Annotated in this window: 19 protein-coding genes and 1 tRNA gene; 8 read left to right on the top strand and 12 right to left on the bottom strand. The window is 76.2% G+C overall.

The window, feature by feature from the left end:
• Window positions 1-43: 43 nt before the first annotated feature.
• A complete protein-coding gene (locus tag ANAEK_RS11560) occupies window positions 44-652 on the bottom strand; it encodes a hypothetical protein (RefSeq protein ID WP_012526322.1) in 609 nt (202 codons plus the stop codon).
• Between the two features lie 83 nt (window positions 653-735).
• On the opposite strand from ANAEK_RS11560, the gene ANAEK_RS11565 reads away from it, so the two are divergent.
• Both ANAEK_RS11565 and ANAEK_RS11570 read left to right on the top strand, forming a co-directional pair.
• A complete protein-coding gene (locus tag ANAEK_RS11565) occupies window positions 736-2,403 on the top strand; it encodes a helix-turn-helix domain-containing protein (RefSeq protein ID WP_012526323.1) in 1,668 nt (555 codons plus the stop codon).
• A gap of 40 nt (window positions 2,404-2,443) precedes the next feature.
• Entirely contained in the window at window positions 2,444-2,773 is a 330-nt protein-coding gene (locus ANAEK_RS11570; RefSeq protein ID WP_012526324.1) for an FmdB family zinc ribbon protein, read from the top strand.
• Window positions 2,774-2,824: 51 nt separating this feature from the next.
• Here the strand turns inward: ANAEK_RS11570 and ANAEK_RS11575 are convergent, their stop codons facing one another.
• The 3 genes from ANAEK_RS11575 to ANAEK_RS11585 are packed head-to-tail and all read right to left on the bottom strand — an operon-like array spanning window position 2,825 to window position 6,061.
• Window positions 2,825-4,399, bottom strand: coding sequence for a sensor histidine kinase (locus ANAEK_RS11575; protein WP_012526325.1), 1,575 nt, complete (start codon window positions 4,397-4,399; stop codon window positions 2,825-2,827).
• Window positions 4,396-5,673 (bottom strand): ABC transporter substrate-binding protein, encoded by a 1,278-nt coding sequence (locus tag ANAEK_RS11580; protein WP_012526326.1) that lies wholly within the window; start codon window positions 5,671-5,673, stop codon window positions 4,396-4,398. Before ANAEK_RS11580 ends, ANAEK_RS11575 begins: the two co-directional genes overlap by 4 nt.
• A 25-nt stretch (window positions 5,674-5,698) precedes the next feature.
• Complete coding sequence (locus tag ANAEK_RS11585; protein WP_012526327.1) at window positions 5,699-6,061, bottom strand: hypothetical protein; 363 nt, start codon at window positions 6,059-6,061, stop codon at window positions 5,699-5,701.
• Window positions 6,062-6,185: 124 nt separating this feature from the next.
• Here ANAEK_RS11585 and ANAEK_RS11590 point away from each other — a divergent pair.
• Window positions 6,186-6,269, top strand: a tRNA-Leu gene (locus tag ANAEK_RS11590).
• A 100-nt stretch (window positions 6,270-6,369) separates the two neighbouring features.
• Entirely contained in the window at window positions 6,370-7,095 is a 726-nt protein-coding gene (locus ANAEK_RS11595) for a M48 family metallopeptidase (protein WP_012526328.1), read from the top strand.
• A gap of 55 nt (window positions 7,096-7,150) precedes the next feature.
• Here ANAEK_RS11595 and uxx1 read toward each other — a convergent pair whose 3' ends face one another.
• Window positions 7,151-7,366, bottom strand: a complete 216-nt coding sequence (uxx1, locus tag ANAEK_RS11600; protein WP_012526329.1) for a UXX-star selenoprotein family 1 — start codon at window positions 7,364-7,366, stop codon at window positions 7,151-7,153.
• A 284-nt stretch (window positions 7,367-7,650) separates the two neighbouring features.
• On the opposite strand from uxx1, the gene ANAEK_RS11605 reads away from it, so the two are divergent.
• The gene (locus ANAEK_RS11605; protein WP_012526330.1) at window positions 7,651-8,955 is read left to right on the top strand and encodes a diguanylate cyclase; all 1,305 of its coding nucleotides are present in this window, start codon (window positions 7,651-7,653) and stop codon (window positions 8,953-8,955) included.
• On the opposite strand, the gene ANAEK_RS11610 is transcribed toward ANAEK_RS11605, so the two are convergent.
• Both ANAEK_RS11610 and ANAEK_RS11615 read right to left on the bottom strand, forming a co-directional pair.
• Entirely contained in the window at window positions 8,952-10,361 is a 1,410-nt protein-coding gene (locus tag ANAEK_RS11610) for a sigma-54 dependent transcriptional regulator (RefSeq protein WP_012526331.1), read from the bottom strand. The two genes, ANAEK_RS11605 and ANAEK_RS11610, sit on opposite strands and share 4 nt — an antisense overlap.
• A complete protein-coding gene (locus ANAEK_RS11615) occupies window positions 10,358-11,230 on the bottom strand; it encodes a histidine kinase dimerization/phospho-acceptor domain-containing protein (RefSeq protein ID WP_232288190.1) in 873 nt (290 codons plus the stop codon). Before ANAEK_RS11615 ends, ANAEK_RS11610 begins: the two co-directional genes overlap by 4 nt.
• Window positions 11,231-11,450: 220 nt before the next feature.
• Between ANAEK_RS11615 and ANAEK_RS11620 the strand changes: the two genes are divergently transcribed.
• Window positions 11,451-12,860: a CapA family protein gene (locus tag ANAEK_RS11620; protein ID WP_232288191.1), complete on the top strand. Its 1,410-nt coding sequence runs from the start codon at window positions 11,451-11,453 to the stop codon at window positions 12,858-12,860.
• Here ANAEK_RS11620 and ANAEK_RS11625 read toward each other — a convergent pair.
• Window positions 12,838-13,332, bottom strand: a complete 495-nt coding sequence (locus ANAEK_RS11625; protein ID WP_011420608.1) for a dCMP deaminase family protein — start codon at window positions 13,330-13,332, stop codon at window positions 12,838-12,840. The genes ANAEK_RS11620 and ANAEK_RS11625 overlap by 23 nt on opposite strands.
• Before the next feature lie 76 nt (window positions 13,333-13,408).
• Between ANAEK_RS11625 and ANAEK_RS11630 the strand changes: the two genes are divergently transcribed.
• Window positions 13,409-14,047, top strand: a complete 639-nt coding sequence (locus tag ANAEK_RS11630) for a hypothetical protein (protein WP_012526334.1) — start codon at window positions 13,409-13,411, stop codon at window positions 14,045-14,047.
• A gap of 40 nt (window positions 14,048-14,087) precedes the next feature.
• Here ANAEK_RS11630 and ANAEK_RS11635 read toward each other — a convergent pair whose 3' ends face one another.
• Both ANAEK_RS11635 and ANAEK_RS11640 read right to left on the bottom strand, forming a co-directional pair.
• Complete coding sequence (locus tag ANAEK_RS11635; RefSeq protein ID WP_012526335.1) at window positions 14,088-14,939, bottom strand: S1C family serine protease; 852 nt, start codon at window positions 14,937-14,939, stop codon at window positions 14,088-14,090.
• A gap of 83 nt (window positions 14,940-15,022) precedes the next feature.
• On the bottom strand, window positions 15,023-17,284 hold the full coding sequence (locus ANAEK_RS11640; RefSeq protein WP_012526336.1) for a PrkA family serine protein kinase: 2,262 nt from the start codon (window positions 17,282-17,284) through the stop codon (window positions 15,023-15,025).
• A 136-nt stretch (window positions 17,285-17,420) separates the two neighbouring features.
• Here ANAEK_RS11640 and ANAEK_RS11645 point away from each other — a divergent pair, with 136 nt between their 5' ends.
• Complete coding sequence (locus tag ANAEK_RS11645; protein WP_012526337.1) at window positions 17,421-18,950, top strand: Hsp70 family protein; 1,530 nt, start codon at window positions 17,421-17,423, stop codon at window positions 18,948-18,950.
• 77 nt (window positions 18,951-19,027) lie between these two features.
• On the opposite strand, the gene ANAEK_RS11650 is transcribed toward ANAEK_RS11645, so the two are convergent.
• Complete coding sequence (locus ANAEK_RS11650; protein ID WP_012526338.1) at window positions 19,028-20,449, bottom strand: DUF6600 domain-containing protein; 1,422 nt, start codon at window positions 20,447-20,449, stop codon at window positions 19,028-19,030.
• Between the two features lie 296 nt (window positions 20,450-20,745).
• The gene (gene clpX / locus ANAEK_RS11655) at window positions 20,746-22,029 is read right to left on the bottom strand and encodes an ATP-dependent Clp protease ATP-binding subunit ClpX (protein WP_012526339.1); all 1,284 of its coding nucleotides are present in this window, start codon (window positions 22,027-22,029) and stop codon (window positions 20,746-20,748) included.
• Between the last annotated feature and the right edge of the window lie 60 nt (window positions 22,030-22,089).

Below are 22,089 nucleotides of genomic sequence, written 5' to 3' on the forward strand. Positions count from 1 at the left end.
CGGACACAAGCCCCAGACCGTGTGCCTGCTCCGGACCGCGCGCCTAGCGCCGGATCAGCCCCCGCGCGCGCCAGAACGCCCGCCAGCGCGCCGGCGCGTCCGGGCCGTCCCCGCCGACGTCCTCACCCGCCAGCGCCGCGAGGCTGGCGCGCGCCTGCCGCCGAACCTCCGGCACCGGATCCGCCGCCAGGTCCACCAGCCCCGGCACCAGGCGCTCGGAGACCTCGCGCGGGCGGTGCCGCGCCAGCTCCGCCGCCATGGCGCGGGCATCCGGGTCGGCCGAGGCGAGCGCGCGGGACAGATCCACCGGCGCGTCCGGCGCCGCCTGCCCGCGCTCCAGCGCGATCCCGGCGATGACCGCGACCATCAGCACCATCAGTCCCAGCTGCACCAGCGCCTTGCCGGCCGGGTACCGGCCGGCGCGGACCAGCGCGAAGCGGTAGGTGGCGTAGCCGGCGATGAACACCGCCACCAGCGCGGGCGGGATGGCGAGGGTGGCGCGCGGCCAGTGCCCGGCCGCCACCGCGCGCTGCAGCTCGGGGAGGCCCGCCAGCGTGAGGGCGGCGGCGGCGAGCAGCAGCGCGTAGAGGATCCACCGGAGGGCGCGCACGAACGCCGGGACGCGCGCGCCGTTCGGCGCAGCAGGTGACATGCGCCGGAGTGAACCACGCGGACGTGCCCCCGGCAACGTGATCCTTGACTCCGGAGGCCCCGTCGGCAACGTTCCGCGTCGCGATGGCCGACCTCGACGACGAGCTGCTGGAGCGGGTGGCGCGCTGGTGCGCGGAGGCCGGGCGGCAGGCGGGCCCGGCGGAGATCCGCCGTGCGCTGGGCGCGCTGAGCTGGGACGAGCTGCTCATGGTGAAGGCGCTGCTCGCCGATCCACCCCCCGCGCGGCCGCTGGGGCCGCAGGCCCTCGCGGACCTGGCCCGCGGGACCCCCGCCGACGTCGCGGCGGAACGCGACCGCGGCGGGATGTACCGGCGCGATGAGGAGCCGCCGGCCAGCGCGCCCGCCGGCGCGGAGCCCGGCCGCGCGCCCGCGGCGACCGCGCGCCGCAAGGGCGCCGCGAAGAAGGCGAAGATGGTGGTGCGCCGCGCGCGCGATCGCGCCGCCGAGCCCGAGGCCGCCCCCGCCCCCGCCCTGCCGCTCCTCGACGAGCTGCAGCTCCCGGCCGGCCGGACCGAGCTGGAGCGCCTGGTGCGCCGGCACGGAGCGCGCCGCCACGCCATCGTCGGAGCCCTCGCCGCCGGATGGCGCCGTGCCGACGGCGCGCCGGTGACCGACGCCGACCTCGGCGCCCTGCTCGACCTTCACGGCCTGGCGAACGCGTTCGCCCGCCGCGAGCGGGACGAGCTGCTCCACGCGGTCCGCGCCGCCGGCGGCGTGCTCGCCCGCGCCGCCGAGCGCCTCGGCCTCGACGCGGCCGGGCTGCGCACCGCCCTGGCGCGCGCCGGCGCGGAGCGCGAGGCGGAGCGCGTGCGCGACGAGCGCCGCGCCGAGCTGCGCGCCCGGGCCACGCTCACCGAGCGCGTGCGCCTGCTGCTCTCCGACGAGCCGCGGCTGGCCGACCTCGGGCTGCTGCCCGAGTTCGAGGACGACCTGCGGGCCCGGCTTCCGGAGCACCTGCGCGCGCTGCGCGCCTCGGGCGGACCGCTCCGGCCAGCGCTCGGCGCCAGCCTCTCGCTGGATCGCGCCGGGGTGGACGCGCTGGGAGCGCGCCTCGGTCTCGAGCTCGGACCGGCCGGCGACGCGTCGGCCCCGGAGTGGCCCGGTCGCCGCTTCGCCCGACCCGAGCGCGCCGACCGCGCGCCGCGCGGGGCCGGCGGCGAGCGGCCCCCGCGCCGCCGTACGCCCGGCGCCGGCCGCCCGCCGGAGCGTGGCGGGCGGCCGCCCCGGACCGGCGACCGCCCCCCTCGCACCGGCGCCGGGCGCCCGGCGAGTCCCCAGCCCTGGCGCCCGCGGACCCCGGATCGCCACGGCGCCGGCCCGGGTCGCGGCCCCGCGCGCCCCGGCGCAGGCGGCGTCGAGCGCTCGCCGGCGGCCGGCGCGAGCCCCCGCCCTGCCCGCTCCGGTCTCGAGCGGCGCGGTGGCTTCGAACGCTCCGGTGGCTCCGGCCGCCCCGGCGGCTCCGGCCGCCCCGGTGGCTCCGGCGGCCCCGGCGGCCCCGGCCGGCCCGGCGGCCCCGGCGGGCCCAGCGGCTCCGGCCGGCCCGGCGGCTTCGGCCGCCCTGCCGGCTCCGGCCGGCCCGGCGGTTTCGGCCGCCCTGCCGGCTCCGGCCGGCCCGGCGGCTCCGGCCGGCCCGGTGGGCCCGCCCGGCCCGGACCCCGCAAGCCCGGCGCCGGCACCTCCCGGCCCCCGCGCGGCCCGCGCCCCGGCGGCGGCGGGCGGCACAGCCGCTGACGCTTTGACCGCCGCCGCTCGGCGCCGCTAGGATCCCGGCGTGCCCATCTACGAGTTCGTCTGCGAGGCGTGCGGCCGGATCACCGAGGTCATGCAGAAGATGTCGGACCCGGCGCCCGCCGCCTGCCCGGAGTGCGGCGCCGGCAAGCTGGCCCGCCTGGTCTCGCGCACCACGTTCCAGCTCAAGGGCGGCGGCTGGTACTCCGATCTGTACGCGTCGGCGAAATCGAAGCCGGCGCCCGCCGGCCAGGCGGCGCCCGGCGCCGACGGCGGCGCGGCCCCGGCGGCGGCCCCGGCCAAGGCGGCGCCGTCCGCGGCGCCCGCGGCACCCGCGGCACCCGGCGCAGGCAAGGGCGGCGCGACGTCCTGAGCCGGCGCCCGCCCGGGATTCACGTTCCGTGATGGGCGTCCGGCTGGCCGGCTAGCCTTCCTCGTCGAGCGGCGGTGGCGGCGCGATCGCCGGGAAGGAAAGCGTGAACGTGGTCCCGGCGCCCTCGGCGCTCGCCACCTCCACCGCCCCGCCGAGCCCCTCCACGATCCGCTTCACGTTCGCGAGCCCGAGTCCGAGGTGGCCGGCCCCGCGCTTGGTCGAGCCGAGGTCGAACAGCGAGGCGAGCCGCTCCGGGGGCATGCCGGCGCCGCGATCCGCCACCGACAGCAGCCCGCGCCCGCCTTCGACCGCCGCGCGCAGCCGCACCTCGGCCCCGGCCGGCGACGCCTCGCAGGCGTTCCAGACGAGGTTGAGCGCGGCGCGCTCCAGCAGGTGCCGGTCGGCGCGGATCCAGGCCTGCGCGCCCGCGTCGAGCGCGAGCGTCAGCCCGTCGCGGCCGGCGTGCGGCCCCGCGGTGCGGACCAGGCTGGCCGCGAAGGCGCCGAGCTCCAGCGGGAGGCGCTCCGCCGCGCGCACGTCGCGCGAGAGGTCGGAGAAGTCGGCCACGAACGCGCGCAGCGCCGCCACCTCCGCGCGCAGCCCGTCCCGCAGCCGCGGCAGCGCCTCGCTGCGCCCTTCCTCGGCGAGGCCGGCGAGCTGCTGCAGGATGGCGACCCGGTGCCCGAGGTCGTGCGTCACGCCCGCGGCGATGCGGCCGGCGGTGCGCCAGCGCTCCTCGCGCTCGAGCTCGGCGAGCACGCGCTTCGACTGCGCGAGCCCCACCGCGAGCGAGAGCGCGAGCGCCGCCAGGACCACGGCGGCGAGCGCCCACTGCGCGGTCCGGGCGGCCCGCGCCGCCTCGCCGGCGGGCCGCGCGACCGCCACCGCCCAGCCGGAGCGCGGCAGCCGCGCCCAGCCGCCCAGCAGCTCGTCCCCGTCCAGCCCCACCCAGTGCGTCGGCGCGGTGCCTTCGCCGCGGGCGACCCGCACCGCCACCTCGGCCTCCGGCACCCGCTCGCCGGTGAGCACGGCCGCGCGCAGCGCGCCTGCGCCGGACGCGACCAGCCGGCCCGACTCGTCGAACGCGAGCACGGTCCCCGCGCCGCCGCCGTGGACGCGCCCCACGAAGCGCCACAGCTCCAGCAGATCCAGGCTGGCGCAGACCGCCACGTCCGGCTGGCTCGGCGCCGGCACGCACAGGTCCTGGGCCGGGGTGAGATCGCGCGCCAGGTAGAAGGCGGAGCGCACCGGCGACCCGGCCCGCGCGCGGGCGGCCAGCGCCGGCGTGATCCGCTCGGGCAGCGCCGACGGCGGCGTCTCCGGCCCCACGCGCACCACCCGGCCCAGGCCGGGCGCCTCCAGCACCAGCTCCTCCAGCCGCTGGCCCGAGTGCGCGTCGGCGACCGACGCGGCGGCGCCGACCCGCAGCGCCTCCTCCTGCGCCGCGAGGTACGCGTCGATCCGCTCGGCGGCCTGGCGCGCCAGCTCCTGCATGGTCGCGATGGTGGACGCCTCGGTGTGCCGGCGCATGGCCTCGATCCCGACCGCCCCGAGCGCCACGATCGGCGCGACGCCGGTGAGCGCCAGCATGACGCTCAGGCGCGCCGCCACCTTCGCGCGCGTCACGGCGCGACCTCCCAGTCCGGCAGCGTGTCGAGCGCGCCCCAGCCGAAGACCGCCCCGCGGATCCGCGCGTCCACCGCGCCGGCGCGCGTGGTCCGGCACAGGCTCACGGCCGGGCCGTCCTCGCGCAGGCGGCGGACGGCGGCGTCGGCGTCGCCCCGCGCGATGGCGCCCTCGAGCTCCGCGTCGCGGTACCCGGCGGCCGCGAACGGCGCGCCCGCCGCCCACACCTGGGCCACCGCGATGGGCGGCCACACCACCTGGCGCGTCAGCACCAGGTCCGCCCCGGCGATCTGCTCCTCCACGCCGACGCCCGGATCGAACGGGACGATCTCGCCCCCGCGGCGGCCGAGCGCCCGCCGCAGCGCCAGGGCGCCGCGGCGCTCGCCCACGCCCTCGCCCACGACCAGGATCCGGAGCGGCGCGCCCGGCGGGATCTCCTGCGCCGGCCGCTCGGCGGCCGGCGGCGCGCCGGCGGCCGCGTCCGCGCCGCACACCGCGGCGGCCAGCTCCGCGACCGGCAGCGCCGCCTGCAGCCGCCGCCGCTGCGCGCCGCCCAGCCGCCGCTCGTTCAGGATCACCGTCCACGCGTGCGGGCCTGGCGAGCGGACCGGCCGCAGCCCCGGGACGTCCTGCAGCAGGTCCATGGAGCGCCGGTCCAGCCCGATCATCGCGTTCACGTCGCCGCGCAGCAGGCGCGCGAGCGCGTCGCGCTCGCTGGGGAAGCCGAGGACCTCCACCCGCGCGATGCGGCGCGGCGACGGCCGCACGCGCTCGAGGACCATGCGATCCGCGGACTGCTCCACCATCCGGTACGGGCCGGTGCCGAGCGCGCCCCGCGCGCCGGCGCGGAACACCGCGGTGAAGAGCAGCGCGCCCTCCACCGGCCGCCGCCCGGACGAGACCGTGACGCTGCCGTCCGGCGCGACCTCGGCCTCGAGCCCCGCGGCGCGCGCCGAGCGGGCCAGGTCCTCCGGCGTCACCGGCGCGCCGTCGGAGAACGCCGCCGCCGGCTCGACCCGCAACCGGCAGCGCCGCGCACCGCGCCGCTCCACCACCCGCGCCACGCCGGGCCGCGGCGTGCCGTCCGCCCCGGGCGCGAGCGCGCCCTGGTACACGAGGTCATGGGCCAGCATGGCGTGCCCCTCGCTCCCGAGCGGATCGAGCGGCGAGAAGCGCCCGACCACCGCGAGCCGCAGCACGAACGGGCGCTCCGGCGCCGGCGGCGCGCAGGCCGCCGCGAGCGCGGCCACGAGGATGGCGAGCGCGCCGCGCACCGCGCGCCGGGGAGCCGCCGGGCCGCTACCGGGGCTTGGGCGCGGGCTTGCCCTTCTCGAACACCACGCCATCGCCATACTTCTGCACGATCTGCTTCTTCGTCTTCAACCCGGTCAGCTCGATGACGAAGTTGGGGACCCGGCGCGCGCGGCGATCCGCGGCCCACCGCGAGATGTCGCCGCGCGGGCGCGTGGTGCGGGCGGCGATCGCGGCGCGCGGCCGCCGGCGGCCGGCCCTCGCCACGCCGACCTCGAGCTGCTCGGAGAGCTGCGCGGCCGCGAGATCCGCCACCGCGCGCGCGATGGCGACCGAGGCGCGGCGGACCACGCCGTCCATCGCCTCGCGCACGATGCTGTCGATCGAATCCTGGGCTGGACGGCGGGCCATGTTGCGTCTCCTTGTGGCGATCGATTGCTCGGGTTTGCGCCGAGCTCAATCTGGGGGGTGCATCCAGTATAGCCGCCACGGCATGCGCCAATTCCAGTTTTCTGATAGCTTGCCCCCAGTTCGCGGCCCTCTGGCGGAATGGTAGACGCGCTCGACTCAAAATCGAGCGGGGCGACCCCCCGTCCCGGTTCGAGTCCGGGGAGGGCCAAACCGTCGCGCCGCTCCCCGCCGCCGGCCCGTTTTCGCTTGCGGCGGGGGGCCGCGCGCGTGTATCGGGTAGCGGCACCCAATCCCCAGGGATCTCCGCAATGTGGAACCTCGTCATCAGCCTGGCGCTCGGCGTCGCCGTCGCCGCGGCGATCCGCTTCGGCACGGAGTTCGGCTGGGCGGCCGCCATCCTGCCCGGCATGGTCGTCGCGACCGCCGCCTACCTCGTGCTCGCCCGCCGGACGTGGAAGCGGCTCGAGGCGCTCTTCGACGCCATGCAGCGCGAGGTGCAGGCGCAGAAGTTCGACAAGGCCATCCAGACGCTGGAGGCCGGGTTCGCGCTGGCGCCGTGGCAGTTCCTGGTCGCCTCCCAGCTGCACTCGAACATCGGGATCCTCCACTACCTGCGGCGCGACTTCGACGCGGCGCTGCCCCACCTCAGGAAGAGCTTCTCGCGCAACTGGATCGCGCGCGGCATGCTGGCGGTCGCGCTCTATCGCAAGCGCGACCTCGACGGCATGAAGAAGGTGTTCCAGGACGCCACCAAGGTGAGCAAGAAGGAGGGCGTCCTCTGGTCGGCGTGGGCCTGGATCCTCGAGAAGGAGGGGGACCACGCGCAGGCCATCGCGGTGCTGGGGCGCGCGGTGGCGGCGAACGCGTCGGACGAGAAGCTGAAGTCCTCGCTGCAGGCGCTGCAGAACGGGAAGAAGCTGAAGCTCGGCAAGCTGTACGAGGAGCAGTGGTTCCAGTTCCACCTGGAGGCCCCGCCCCCGCAGTTCGCCGGCCCGGGCTTCCGCGGCGGACGCCGCGCCATCTACGGACGGTGAAGGACGGCCGGCGCTCCGGCCGCTCCGGGCTCCCGACCGGGAGCCTTCACACGCCTCAGCTCCCGCCGAAGCCGCTGCTCACCCGCCCCCGCTCCACGATGAGCGGCACCTGGCGCTCACCGCCGGAGAGCTCGAGGAAGCGGGCCATCGCGGCGCGATCCCGCAGCACGTCGAAGTACCGCACCTCGAGCCCGCGCGCGGCGTACTCCCGCCGCGCCGCCGCCGTGTAGGGGCACGCGTCCTTGCCGTAGATCTCGACCACGTCCGCCATCGCCGCGCCTCCGTCCCCGGAGGATAGTCCTCCTCCCGGCGCAGCGGGCCCGCGCCGCCGTGCGATGCGCTCGCCTGCGCAGCCCCTGCGGGGGGCGCGCGTGGCCGACGTGCGCCGGGCGCAGTACGCTGGCCGGCGGGGGTGCGCCGCGGCGGGACGGGCGGGCGGGCGCCGGATGGCCTCGGGCGGGGCTGCTGCCCGGGCGAGCGCCCGAAGGCTGCCCGGAAGGCCGACTGCTGGGCGACGGCGGCCCCCCTAGATTCAAGGGGATCCCCGGTTGCCGGATGAGCTCCGTGAACGGACACCCCGAGGGCCCGCCCTCCGACGTCCCCGCCTCCGACGCGCTGGCGCGCCTCGCGGACGCGCTCGCGGCGGCGGGAGGTGGCGCGCCCGCCGAGATCGCGCGCGCGCTCCGGGCCGCGCTGCCCGCCGCGGTGGCCGAGCTCGCCGACGCCCAGCGCCACCTGGCCGAGTCGGCGGCGCGCCGCGACGCGCTCGTGGCCACCGCCGCGGACGAGCTTCGGGCCGCGGCCCGCCTGCTCGAGCCCGACGGCGGGCCCGCCCGCGCCGAGCAGGTGCGCCGGCTGCTCGAGCTCGCCGACGAGCTGGATCGCGCCCGCTCGCCCGAGGGCGCCGAGGGCCACGCGACCCCGCGGCGCCGCGGCGAGCGCCCGCTCCTGCTGGTGGCCGACGACGAGCCCGACGCCCGCGAGGTGCTGTCGCAGGTGCTCGCGCCCGAGTACGAGGTCGCGTCCGCCTCCGACGGCCAGGAGGCGCTGGACCTCGCCCGCGCCGAGCACCCGGACCTGGTGCTGCTCGACATCGGCATGCCGCGGCTGGACGGCTTCGAGGTGCTGCAGCGGCTCCGCCAGGACCCGGCCACGGCCGACATCCCGGTGATCTTCGTGTCGGGGCGCGGCGACGACGCGGTGAAGGTGCGCAGCCTCGATCTCGGCGCGGTGGATTACCTCCAGAAGCCGTTCTCCGAGCGCGAGCTGCGCGCGCGGGTGGAGCGGACGCTGCGCCTGGTCCGCTCCCAGATCGCGCTCCGGGAGCTCGCCCAGACCGACGCGCTCACCGGCCTCGCGAACCTGCGCGCGTTCCGCGCCCGGGTGGACGAGGAGGTGAAGCGGGCCCGCCGCTACCGGACGCCGCTCACCTGCGTCATGGCGGACATGGACAACCTGAAGCCCATCAACGACGCGCTGGGCCACGCCGCCGGCGACCGCGCCATCGCCGCGGTGGCGGCGGTGATCCGCGAGGAGCTGCGCGAGACCGACTTCGGCGCGCGCTACGGCGGCGACGAGTTCGTGCTCCTGCTCCCGCACACCACCGGCGAGGAGGGGCACGTGTTCGCCGAGCGCGTCTGCACGCGCCTGCACGAGACCGTGCTGGAGGTGTCCGGGGAGCGGGTCCCGCTGGGCGCCTCCTTCGGCGTGGCCTGCCTGCCGGACGAGGACGGCGACGACGGGGGCGCGGAGGCCCTGGTGCGCGCGGCCGACGCGGCGCTGTACGTGGCGAAGCGGGCCGGGCGCGGCCGGGTGGCGCTCGCGGCCACCGAGCCGCACGCCTCGGCCAGCGCCGGCTAGGCCTTCGCGCCTACCGCCGCGGCGGGATCGCCCTCCGACGCCTCGCCGCGCGACCGGGCCTCGGCCGCGTAGCGGTTCAGCTTGTTGTAGAGCGTCTTCTCGCTGATCCCGAGGATCTCGGCGGTGCGCGCCTTGTTCCCGCCGTTCCGCTGCAGCGAGGCGAGGATGTACTCCTTCTCGACCTTGTCGATGTGCAGGCCGAGCGGCACGCGCAGCGTGGCCGCCTCCGGGCGGCTGGCCTGCATGTCGGGCGGGAGCTGCTCCTCGCCGATCACCTCGCCGTCCACCAGGATCATCGCCCGCTCGACCGTGTTCCGGAGCTCGCGGATGTTGCCGGGCCAGGCGTAGCCCTGCAGGACGGCCATGGCGGCGGGCGAGACGCCCTGCACGTGCTTGCCGGTCTCGGCGTTGAACTTCTCGATGAAGTGGTGGACGAGCAGCGGGACGTCCTCGCGCCGCTCCTTCAGCGTGGGGAGCAGGATGCTGAAGACGTGCAGCCGGAAGTAGAGATCCTCGCGGAAGCGGCCGCGGCGGATCTCCTCCTTCAGGTCGCGGTTGGTGGCGCAGATCACCCGCACGTCCACCTCGACCTCGGAGCGCCCGCCCAGCCGCCGGATCTTCCGCTCCTCCAGCACCCGCAGGAACTTCGCCTGCAGCTCGAGCGGCAGCTCGCCGATCTCGTCCAGGAACAGCGTCCCGTTGTGGGCCAGCTCGAAGTTCCCGAGCCGCCGCTGGTCGGCGCCGGTGAACGCGCCGCGCTCGTAGCCGAACAGCTCGGACTCGATCAGCGTGGCCGGGATGGCCGAGCAGTTCAGCGCCACGAACGGCTTGTCCTTGCGCGGCGACAGGTTGTGGATGGCGCGCGCCACCACCTCCTTGCCGGTGCCGCTCTCCCCCGCGATCACCACGCTGGCGTTCGAGGGGGACACCTTCTTCACCAGCTCGAACACCCGCTGCATGGCGGGCCCGGAGCCGATCATGTCGGTGCCCGGGGCGAGCGCGGCGATGCGCCTGCGGAGCAGCTGCACCTCGCGCATCGTCTCCTTCTTCTCGAGCGCCCGCTCCAGCACGAGGCGCAGCCTCGGCACCTCCAGCGGCTTCTCGATGAAGTCGAACGCGCCCTCGCGGATGGCCTGCACCGCGGTCTGGATGGTGCCGCGACCGGTGAGCAGCACCACCGGGCAGTCGGGCAGCTCGGCGCGCAGGGCGCGCAGGAGCCACAGGCCGTCCATGTTCGGCATCACCAGGTCGGTGAGGATGACGTCGGGGTGGCCCTCGATGGCGCGGCGGAGCGCCTCGGTGCCGTCGCTGGCGGTCTGGACGTCGTAGCCCCAGCGCTGGGTGAGCTCCGCCAGCGCCTCGCGGCTGTCGGTCTCGTCGTCCACGATGAGGACGCGGTATCTCATGAGCGATCGTTCCTCGGCAGGCGCAGCACCGTGCGCTGCTCGCCGCCCTCGCGGATGACTTCCTGGCGGCCGCCCAGCGCCTCCGCCGCGGCGGCGGCCACCTCGCTGTAATACCCGCCCTCGGGCGCGGGATCACCCGGGGCCTGCTCCAGGCGCACCACCGCCCACTCCCCCTCCGCGGCAGCCCGGACGACCAGGCGGCCGCCCTCCGGCGTCGTGGCCACCGCGCGCGCGAGCGCCCCGAGCAGCAGCCGCCCCACGCGCGCGGCGTCGGCCACGGTGCGCACCGCGCCGCCGTGGGCGTCCACCGTGAGCGCGACGCGCCGCCGGCGGGCGTCGTGGCCGAGCAGGCTGGCCGCGTCGGCGAGCAGCGCGCCCACGTCGGTGTAGCCGAGCGGCGCGGACGGATCGGCGACGTCCACCAGGCGCCTTAGCACCTCGTTCACCCGGACCACCTGGTCGCGCAGCGCGCCGAGGTGCGAGGCCGCGGCCCCGCTCGCCTCCGGCGAGGCAGAGAGCTTCTCGGCGAGCAGCGCGAGCTGCAGCGCCATCGCGTTGAGCGGGTTCTTGATGTCGTGCGCCACGCCGGCCGCGATCCGGGTCAGCCCCTCCGAGCGCGCCGCGTGCTCCAGCCACTCCTGACCGTCCGCCGGCCGGACCAGCAGCAGCACCCCCGCCTTCGCCGGGACGCGCTCCAGCTCCACGGCGCGCGCGCCGTCCGCCCCCTCCAGGCGCGCCCGCGACGGCCCCTCGCCCGCGAGGAGCGCGCGCAGCGCCGGGCTGCCCTCCGCCCGCGCCCGCAGCGCGCCGGTGGGGTCGCCGCCGTCCAGCCCGAGCCCCGCCAGGAATCCGGGATCGGCCGCGATCACCGTTCCGTCCGGGTCGACGAAGGCTGCGCCTGCTGAAAGGTAGGTGTGCATACGCTCGCTTGCTGCGGCCCCACGGGTGGGCGTGAGATGCGTACGAACTCCGCTTTTTTCAAGCCTGCTGGGAGGATAGCCTGCTAACGGAGGTTGCGTGACCTCGACTGTCGGCCTCCGGCGCGCCGCGCCGGTCGTAACCCTCTGTTTACTCGCGGGATGTGCCGCGGTGCCGCGCCCCTCGGCCACCGGCCCGTCCCCGGCGGCGGCGTCCTCCGCGGCGGCGGGCGGCGCGCCGGTCGCGGGCGCGCTGCCTTCCACCCCCCACGCGGTCGCCGTCGCGCCAGCGGTCGCTCCACCGGTCCGGAGCGGGGCGCGCGTCACGCTCGCCGCGGTGGGCGACGTGCTCATGCACGACGCGGTGAAGCGGGCGGCCGAGGCGCGCCGCGCCGACGCGCCGGACGCGGGCTACGCGTGGCTGTTCGCGCCGGTGGCCGACCTGCTCGGCGCCGCCGACCTCACCTTCGCGAACCTGGAGACGCCCATCGCGCCGCAGGCGTCGCAGGGGTCGCGCGCCTTCGTGTTCAACGCGCCGCCCGCGGTGATCGCCGCGCTGCAGCGCGCCGGCGTGGACCTCGTCTCGGTCGCGAACAACCACGCCATGGACCAGGGCCGCCGCGGCTTCGAGGAGACCCTGCGCTGGCTCCGCGCCGCCGGCCTCCCGTACGTGGGCGCCGGGCCCGCGCCGCGCGCGGCGGGCCCGGTGCGCGTCGAGCGCAACGGCCTCGCGCTCGCGTTCCTCGGCTACACCTATGGCCTGAACCAGGACGGCAACGCCTGCCCGCCCGCGGCCGCCCGCTGCGAGCAGGTGGCCGAGGTCGACCGCGCCCGCATGGTGGAGGACGTGCGCGCCGCCGCGGCCTCCGCCGACGCGGTGATCGTGTCGGTGCACTGGGGCGTCGAGTACCAGCAGGCGCCGCGCGCCGACGAGGTGGACCTGGCGCACCGGCTCGCCGACGCGGGCGCGCTGGTGGTGCTCGGCCACCACCCCCACGTGCTCCAGCCGGTGGAGCTGTACCGGCGCGCCGACGGCCGCACCGCCGTGATCGCCTACTCGCTCGGGAACTTCGTCTCCAACCAGTCGCGCAACTACGTCGCCGGGGTGACGCCCGACGCCGTGGCCGCCACCCGCGACGGCGCATTGCTGCGCGTGTCCCTCGCGCGCCGCGACTACGGCCGCGGCGTGGAGGAGGTGGAGGTCGCCGGGGCCGACTACCTGCCGCTCTGGACCGAGAACGACACGGTGGAGATCGACCGGCGCAAGGAGCCCGCCCGCCGCCCGGCCATCCGGGTGGTGGCCGTGGACCGGGCGCTGGCGTCGGTCCGCGCCGAGCTCGCCGCGCTCCCGGACCCGCTGCCCGACGCGGAGCGCGCCCGGTACGTGGCGCTCCGCCGCCGCGAGGAGCTGTACCTCGCCCGGCGCGCCGCGGTGGCCGGGGTGATGGGAGAAGACCTGCTCCGCACGCTCGGCCCGGCCGAGCTGGCCGGCCCGGACGCGCCGGCGCCGCCCGCGCCAGCGCCCGCGCCGTCGCCCCGCGCGGCGGACCCCGCGCCGGCTACTCCGTCCGCCGCGCCGTGACCGGGTGCGGGACGCCGGTGTCCGGCGGCTGCACGTCGGGCCGCGCCGGCACCTTCAGCTCGACGAGCTCGATCCCGAGCCGCTGCGCGAACTCGAAGATGCGCGCGTCCCGGTAGAACTCGCCGAACACGATGCGGCGGCAGCCGGCGTTCGCGATGAGCTTGAAGCAGGGCCAGCAGGGCGAGGCGGTGGTGTAGATGCTGGCGCCCTCGATGGCGACGCCGTTCTTGGCCGCCTGGATGATCGCGTTCGCCTCGGCGTGGACCGTCGCCACGCAGTGGCCGTCCTCCATCATGTGGCCGGCCTCGCTGCAGTGGGGCAGGCCGCGGATCGAGCCGTTGTAGCCGGTCGAGAGGATGGTCTTGTCGCGCACCAGCACCGCACCGACGTGCTTGCGATCGCAGGTGGCGCGGGTGGCGACGACGCGCGCCACGTTCATGAAGTACTCGTCCCAGCTCACGCGGTTGTCCATCCGTCCTCCCTGGTGCGGTCGGTCATCCTACCCCACGGGGCCGACGCCGGGCGCCCGCCGCGGCATACCATGTCGCATGGTCCGCCCCTCCCTGGCGCTGCTCGCCGCCGCCCTGCTCGTGCCCACCGTCGCCTCCCCGCAGGAGGCCGGGCCGCCGCCGGCCGCGCCCGCCGCGCCGGCCTCCGAGCCGGTCGGCCAGCTGCCGCCCCCCCGCGCCATCCCGGATCCCACGCCCGCGGCCGGCGAGAAGGCTGGCGAGAAGGCCGGCGCGAAGGCCAAGGACGGCAAGGACGCCAAGCCGGCGAAGCCGCTGCCGCGCGCCTCGGTGCTGGAGGAGGTCGTCGGGACGGTGAAGGAGGTGGACCGCGCCCACCACCGCCTGACCATCGACGCCGCCGCCGGGCCGGTCACGCTGACGATCGATCGCAACACGCTGGTGTACGGGCCGGCCGGGCTCACCACGGTGCTCGACGTCGTCGCCGGCGCATCGGTGCGCGCCGGGCGCAACGCGGACGACCTGGCCTACTGGGTCACGGTGCGCGGGCCGCAGCGGCCGCCATCCACGCCGGCGCAGGGCACCGGTCCGGGCGGCGGCGGCCCACCCCCGGCCGGCGAGGGCAGCGCGCCCGGCCCGACCGCCCCGCCCCCGGGTCCGGCCCCGGGCAGCACCTCGCCCGGTCCGCCCTCCCCGCCGCCCGGCGGCCCCGGGCGCTGAGGGCACGTGCACGACGCGCCGGGAGCCCGGCGCGCGCCCGCTAGAACTGCTTCGCCGCGGCCGGCGTCGCCACCGGCCCCTGCGCGCCGGCCACGGCCTCCGCCGGCGCGAGGCGGCCGAGGCCCTTCTCGACCAGGAAGCGGCGGATCTTCGCCGCCGGCGCGACGAAGGTCTCGCCGGGCATGGGCACGTCGAACGCGTACTGCTCGGCGTCCTTGCCGAACGCGACGCGCGCGGTGCGGTACCCCTCGACCAGCCCGATGAGGCGGCCGCCCGGCACGTCGAAGACGCCGCCGCCCGAGCTGCCGTAGCCGATGGCCGCGTCGGTCTTGAGCGCCCGGGCGCGGCGCGGGGCGGCGGCGTTCTCGGCGAGCTCGTACTCGACCTGCGACACGATCCCGGCCGCCACCGACAGCCCCTTCCCGAACGGCGCGCCGATCACGACCAGGTCGTCGCCGAGCTCCATCCGGTCGTCGCCGGCGAGCGGCGTCACCGGCAGCGTCGCCTGCACCTCGAGGACGGCCAGGTCGGCCTCGGGCACCCGCCCGCGCGCGACCACGGTCGCCGCCACGCCGGCGGAGCCATCGGAGGGGAGCACCCGCAGCGCCGCGCCCTCCGGCCACTCGCGGGCCGGCTCGACCACGTGCGCGTTCGTGAGCACGTACGTGCGGCCGCCGTCGTGCGCGAACGCGATGCCGGAGGCGCTCCGCACCACCTGCTCGCCGGCGACGATCTGGAGCCGGACCGCCGAGGGGAAGACCTTGTGCACGGTCTCGGCGCGCGGGTTGCCCGCGCGCGGCGTGGTGAGCCCCAGCAGCGGGGAGGCGAGGAGGAAGAGGCCGGCGACCAGGGCCGCGCCGCCAAGGCTGGAGAGGAGTCGATAGCGGGGCACGAAATCCGGAACGGCGGACCCGAACAGGCAATTCCCCCGGCGTGCGGGCGACCACGCGTCAACGGCGTGCGCCCGCACGGCCGTCAGGCGGGCGCGTCGTACCGCCGCCGCGTCAGGAACAGGATCGCGTCGCGCGCGCACTCCTCGCAGTAGCCGTAGCGGTCGCGCAGGGCGGCGAGCGTGCGCTCGACCTGCCGCTGCGCCTTCTCGTCGAGCGACGCGCGCTCGTCGGAGAGGTAGCGGAGCAGGCCGTCGGTCGCCCGTCCCAGCTCCCGCCGGCGCTCCTCGTACGTGTGCTCGCGCAGCCGCCGGAACAGATCCGGGAAGATCGCCACGTAGTCGATCTCGGCGGCGTCGGGGTGGTCGAGGCGGTACGCGCCGACCGCGGCGATGAGGCCGCGGCGGAACGCGGTGCGGTCCTCGCCCTCGGGCATCACGACCTTCTCCAGCTCGACCATCCGCCCCTCGTCGGCCGGGGCGTACTCGCCGGTGACGGCGTTGCGGAGCTTCTCGCCGCGCACCCAGTGCGAGACGAGCGCGACGTAGCGGCCGAACAGCTCGCGGTACTGCGCCTCGGAGACGAGGCCCATCGACTCGCGGATCTCCTCGTCCACCGCGTCGAGCACCTCCGCCTCGACCACGCGCACGAACGCCTCGTGGTCGTGGTAGCCGTCCACCACCTCCTGCTGGAGGAAGTCGTGCACGGTGCGGTCGCGGCAGATCGCCCGCAGCTCGTCCAGCACGGCGCGCGGGGTGAGGCAGCGCGTGGCGGGGGACTGGGCCGCGTTCAGGAGCGCGGTCTTGACCTCGCGCGCCGAGGCGCCCATGCGCCCCTCGTAGTTCGGGTACGACTCCGACTCGCGGTAGAGGTCGGGGGCGTGCTTGCGCAGCACCTTGCCCTGCGCGAGCGAGAGTCGGTCCGGCGCCGCGCCGGCGTCGTACAGGCGCAGCTTCTCCAGCGGCGCCAGCTCCTCCACCAGGCCGCGCAGCTCGCCATCGTAGCGCTCCGGGAGCGGCCGCTTCAGCCGCGTCAGCACCGCCCAGCGCGCGGCCACCTCGGTGGCGTGCGGGGCCACGTGGCGGCCGACCGCGGCCGAGGTGATCTGCTGGTCGTACACCTCGCGCTCCACCGACGCGCGGCGCAGGTACGGCACGCGCACCAGCTCCAGCCGGCCCTTGTACGAGGCGAAGTCGGGCGACTCCTTGAACGCGGAGAGCTGCTTCTCGTTCGCGCTCGCGATGAGCACCGCGTCGAGCTGCAGCAGGACCTGATCGAGCGCGACCCGGCCCGTCTCCGCCATGCCGAGCAGGTACTTGAACGCCTCCGGCGGGCGCTTCAGCAGGTCGGAGTACTCCACCAGCCCGCGGTTCCCCGCCACCAGCGGCCCGGCCGGCTCGAGCAGCGTCAGCGCGTGGAGCGCGGGCGGCAGCGCGGCGGCGCTGCGGTCCACCGTGACCTGCCGGTAGCCGGCGTCCACCGACAGCTGCGGCTCGAGCGTGACCGCCGCCTGCTGGTAGCGCGCCGACACGTAGAGGCGCTCGACCTGCACGTGGCGCAGCACCTTGAGCCAGTCGCCACGGTACGCGGCGAGCAGCGCGTCGTGCACCTGCCGGCAGTACTGGCAGACCTCGCCGTCGAGCAGGTAGTCGGAGAGCACGAAGTCGCGCTCCCCCGCCCCCTCGCGCGCGCTGGGCCGGCAGCGCTCCTCGAGCAGCGCCCGCCGCTCGGCGCGCGGCACCAGCAGCAGCGGGTGGTCCTTCATCGGGCAGGAGAGCCGCGCGTCCAGCGCGTCGCCCTCCAGGTGCGCGAAGCTGGGCAGCTCCGGCTCGTCGCCGCGCCCGCCGCCGAACCCGAGGCCCCCGCCGCGGCCGGCGCGGCCGCTCGGGAACACCCAGTGGAACCGGTAGAGCGTCCCCTCCGGCGTGCGCGAGTACGCCTCCATCCCGCGGATCAGCGCCGCGACGATCGACGACTTCGCCGAGCCGTTCGGCCCGTGCAGCAGCACCAGCTTGTTCACCCGGCCGCTGCGGACGAACGCGCCGAGCGCGCGGTAGATCGCGGCCTGGACCTCCTCCTGCCCGGCGACGCGGTGCTGCCGGCCGTCCGGATCGAACGGGAGGTCGAACAGCCTGAAGCGGCGCACCCGCCCGACCGGCGTCTCCCGCTCCTCGGACCCGAAGTGATCGAGGACGTCGCGCAGGTACTGGGCGGCGGAGCGCGCGTGGGCCCGGGGCGCCTCGAGGAAGGCCTGCAGGTACTCCGGGTAGGACAGGATCGAGCGGTTCGCCACGAACGCGCCCTTCACGCCCGACCCGACGTTCGCCAGCCAGCGCTGCGCCTCCATGGGTGGCCTCCCAGCGGTTCCTAACCGTGGCACGGGGCGACCGCCGCGCCAACGGCCGGGCGGGCGGGCGCGTGTGTGCGTGCACGCACGGCGGGCACTCCACGCTGGGTCCCCTCCGTAGTACCCTCCGGCACCCATGGAGCGGCTGCCCAGCGACGTCATCATCGGGATCGACCTCGGCACCACGAACTCGTGCGCCGCGCTGGCCGTCGGGGACGGCCAGGTCAAGCTCATCCCGTACAAGGGCGGCGAGTACACGATCCCGTCGATCTTCGCGATCGACGACAAGGGCCACGAGCTCATCGGCCAGGAGGCCAAGCGGCAGTGGCAGCTGAACCCGCGCAACACGCTCTACGCCACCAAGCGCCTCATCGGGCGCGCGCCCAAGGACGACGTGGTCGAGTCGGTGCAGCGCTCGGTGCAGTACCGGGTCCACGCCGGCGACCTGAACGACGTGGCGCTCGACTGCCACGGCCGCAGCTTCCACGTGCCCGAGGTGAGCGCGAAGATCCTCGGCAAGATCCGCGACGTCGCCTCCGACCACCTGGGCATCCCGGTGAAGCGCGCGGTGGTGACCGTGCCGGCGTACTTCACCGACCGCCAGCGCCAGGCGGTGAAGGAGGCGGGCACGCTGGTGGATCTCGAGGTGGTGCGGATCATCAACGAGCCGACCGCCGCCGCGCTCGCCTACGGCATCGGGAAGCGGCTCGACCAGCGGGTGCTGGTCTACGACCTGGGCGGCGGCACGTTCGACGTCTCGATCATCGAGATCCGCGACCGCGTGTTCGAGGTGAAGGCCACCGGCGGCGACATCTTCCTGGGCGGGCTCGACTTCGACAACGCGGTCATCGGGCACGTGCTCGACGACTTCCGCCGCAAGCACGGCATCGACCTGTCGTCGGACCCGGTCGCGATGCAGCGGATCAAGGACCTGGCCGAGCGGACCAAGATCGACCTGTCGGCCCGCACCGAGGCGCCGTTCTCGATCCCGTTCATCACCATGACCGCGCAGGGCCAGCCGCTCAACATGGACCTGCGCTTCGATCGCACGCTGCTCGAGGCGCTCACGCATCACCTCGTGGACCGGTCGATCGAGATCATGGCCGGGGTGATGGTGGACGCCGGCGTCGGCGCCGCCGACATCGACGAGGTGATGCTGGTCGGCGGGCAGACCCGCATGCCCATCATCCAGGACCGGCTCACCCGCTACTTCGGCCGCCCGCCGTCCAAGGGCGTCCACCCGGACGAGGCGGTCGCCATCGGCGCGGCGCTCTACGGCTGGTCGCTGCGCGAGACCTCGGATCTCCGCATCCAGCTCCTCGACGTGATCCCGATGGCCATCGGCATCGAGCAGGCGGGCGGGACGATGCACGTCGTGTTCCCGCGCAACGCCTCGATCCCGAACGCGCGGACCATCGCCGCGACGAACGCGGTGGACGGCCAGCGCGAGCTGGTGGTGCGGATCTTCCAGGGCGACCACGGGCTCACCGCGCAGAACGAGCTACTCGGCGAGTTCACCTTCAGCGGGGTCCGGCCCTGCCGCGCCGGGGAGGTGCGGCTGGAGATCGCGTTCGAGGTGAACGTCGAGGGGATCCTCTCCATGAGCGCCCGCGACCTCGACACCGGCCGGCAGATGCGCACCACGGTGCGCGTCACGTCGAGCTGAGCCGGGCGCCGCCGGAGACGGCGCGGCCCCCGGGCGCCGGTGCGCCGGGGGCCGCGAGCACGGCACGCTGACTCCGGCTAGCGCCGGTCGCCGCCCCTGCCGGGCGCGGCCGGCGCCGCGCGCCCGCCGCCGTGCGATGCGGCGGGCGGGGCCGCGCGCGGCGAGGCGGCGCGGGCGGGCGCCGAGTACGCCGGCGCGCTGCGGGCCGCGGGGGCCGAGTACGCCGGGGCGCGGCGAACCGGCGGCGCGGCGCGGGCGGGGGCGCCGTAGGAGCCGTACGAGCCGCCGTAGGCGCCGGCGTCGCCGCCGCGGTCCTGGCGCGCGTAGCCGGGGGCGGCGCGCGGCACCTCGCCGCGCGGGCCCGCGTCGGGCGCGCGGCCACCGCGCGCGGGCGGCGCCGCGGAGGGACCGCGGGCCGGCGGCGCGGCGGAGGGGCCGCCACCGCGCGGCGCGTAGCCCGGGGTGCCGCGGGTCTCGCCGCCGCGGGGCGGCGCGTAGCCGGGGGCGCCGCGGGTCGCGCCGCCGGACGGTGGTGCGGAGCCCGGGGCGCCGCGGGTCTCGCCGGGCGACGGGGGCGCGTACCCCGGCGCGCCGCGGCCGTCGCCGCGGGAGGGCGCGCTGCCGGGGGCGACCCGGCCGCCGTCGGAGCGCGCGCCGGGCGCGGGCCGCGCGTCGGGCCGGTAGATGGAGACCTCGCCGGGCCGCGCACGGGCCGGTCCGGGTGCGGGCGCCGCGACCACGCGCACCGGCGTGACCGGACGACCGAGCCGCTGCTCGATCACGCCTCGCGCCGGGCCGCCCCACGCCGGCCGGCCAGGAGCCGGGCGCACGCCACCGGGCCGCCCGGGCACCGCGCGTCCGCCGCCCATCGGCGGCGCCGGCGCGGTGGCGTAGAAGTACTGGCGCGTGTAGCGCGGCCCGTACGCCACCCGGTACACCGGATAGGAGACGAAGCTGCCGCACGGCACGAACGTCCACCAGGTGTCCACGAACGGATAGCTCGAGACGTAGATCGAGACGCCCGGCCCGAGGGGCGCCCAGCCGACCACGTCGCCCGAGTAGCGCCAGGCCACCCACGCCGGCGCCCACTGGTAGCCGGGGATCCAGACCCAGCCGTAACCGGGGTCGAACGTCCAGCGGCCGTAGTGGTACGCGGCCCAGCCGAACGGCTCGTCGGAGACCCACAGCCAGCCTTCGCTCGTCCACTCCCAGCGGCCGTAGTAGTACGGGCGCCACCCGGCGGCGACGTACGGCCGCCACACGCGGCCGTACCCGCCCACCACGACCCACTGGCCGTACGGCGAGAGCGCGCCCTGGAAGGTGTCGAACGTGACGGCGCCCGGGGCGTCGTTCAGGTCCACCGAGACGTCGTAGTCGGCGGGGCGCTCGTCCGACCACTGGTCGGTGTAGTCCTCCTCCCACTCCCGGTCGTCGGCGCGCGGCAGGGCCGGCGCGGCGAGGGCCGCGAGGGCGACGAGGGTGAGCGTGCGGCGGAGCATGGCAGCCTCCTGGCGATGCGGTGGCTTCTGCTGGCTGGACGGGCGATCGCCCTGAGCCTTCTCCCGTCCTACAAGCAAGTGCGGTGCCGCGCAATTCCACCGTTCTGACGCCCAGTTGCCGGCTGCTCGCGGGTCCGCCGGGGCACAGTGTGCGCCGGCTTCACCGTGCCGGCGCGGCCCCCCCCCGCCGCGCGGGCTCCGTGCGCGGGGTGGCGCCCCGCCGCAGGATCGGGTCCCGGACGTGCGAGCGGCCGCCCGGAGGCGGCCGCTCGGGGGTGCCGGCGAGGCGGACGCGCTCAGGCGGTCCGCTTCTCCTTCTCGAAGCTCAGGAGCGGCGGCTCCCGGTTGACGATCACACCCTCGGTGATCTTGCACTCCTTCACGCCTTCCCGGTACGGCACGTCGTACATGATGTCGAGCATGGCCTGCTCGAGGATGGCGCGCAGGCCGCGCGCGCCCGACTTGCGCCGCATCGCCTCGCGGGCGGTCGCCCGCAGCGACTCCTTGGTGAAGGAGAGCTTCACCTTCTCCAGGTCGAAGAGCTTGATGTACTGCTTGGTCAGCGCGTTCTTCGGCTGCGTGAGGATGGTGACGAGGTCGTCCTCGCTCAGGTCGGACAGCGTCGCGATGATGGGCAGGCGGCCGACGAACTCGGGGATCATCCCGAAGCGCACCAGGTCGCCGGGCTCCACCCGCGCGAGCAGCTCGCCCAGGCTGGCCTCCTCCTTGCGCTCGATCTTGGCCCCGAAGCCGAGCCCCTTCACGCCCACGCGCCGGCGGATCACCTGCTCCAGCCCGCAGAACGCGCCGCCCACGATGAAGAGCACGTTCGAGGTGTCGACCTGGATGTACTCCTGCTGGTTGTACTTCTTGCCGCCGCGCGGGGTGACGTTGGCGCGCGTGCCCTCGATGATCTTGAGGAGCGCCTGCTGGACGCCCTCCCCGCCCACGTCGCGGGTCGGCGAGGGCGTGTCGCCCTTGCGCGCGATCTTGTCGATCTCGTCGACGTAGACGATGCCGCGCGACGCCTTCTCCACGTCGTAGTCGGCGTTGTGCAGCAGGTTCTGGATGATGTTCTCGACGTCCTCGCCCACGTAGCCCGCCTCGGTGAGGCTGGTCGCGTCGGCGATGGTGAACGGGACGTTGAGGAAGCGCGCCAGCGACTGCGCCAGCAGCGTCTTGCCCGAGCCGGTGGGCCCGATGAGCAGGATGTTCGACTTCTGCAGCTCGACGTCGTCCTGCGCCGCGCGCGCCTGCCCCGGGCGCGCCGGCCGGGCGGGCTTGCGGGAGTAGACGCGCTTGTAGTGGTTGTAGACCGCGACCGAGAGGACCTTCTTGGCGCGGTCCTGGCCGACCACGTAATCGTCGAGGAAGCTCTTGATCTCGGCCGGGGTGGGCAGCGAGACGGCCGGACGGCCCTCGTCCCGCTCGGCCTCCTCCGCGATGATGTCGTTGCAGAGCCGGATGCACTCGTCGCAGATGTAGACCGTGGGCCCCGCGATGAGCTTGCGGACCTCCCGCTGGCCCTTGCCGCAGAACGAGCAGGACAGGTTTCCGTGGTGATGCTCTTTCCGGCTCACGCGTTCCCTCGACGCATCGGATGTTACCACCAAACTGGGAGTCCCCGGAATTCGGAGCCC

It is taken from the genome of Anaeromyxobacter sp. K, from assembly GCF_000020805.1.
In the GTDB taxonomy this organism is placed as follows: Bacteria; Myxococcota; Myxococcia; order Myxococcales; family Anaeromyxobacteraceae; genus Anaeromyxobacter; species Anaeromyxobacter dehalogenans.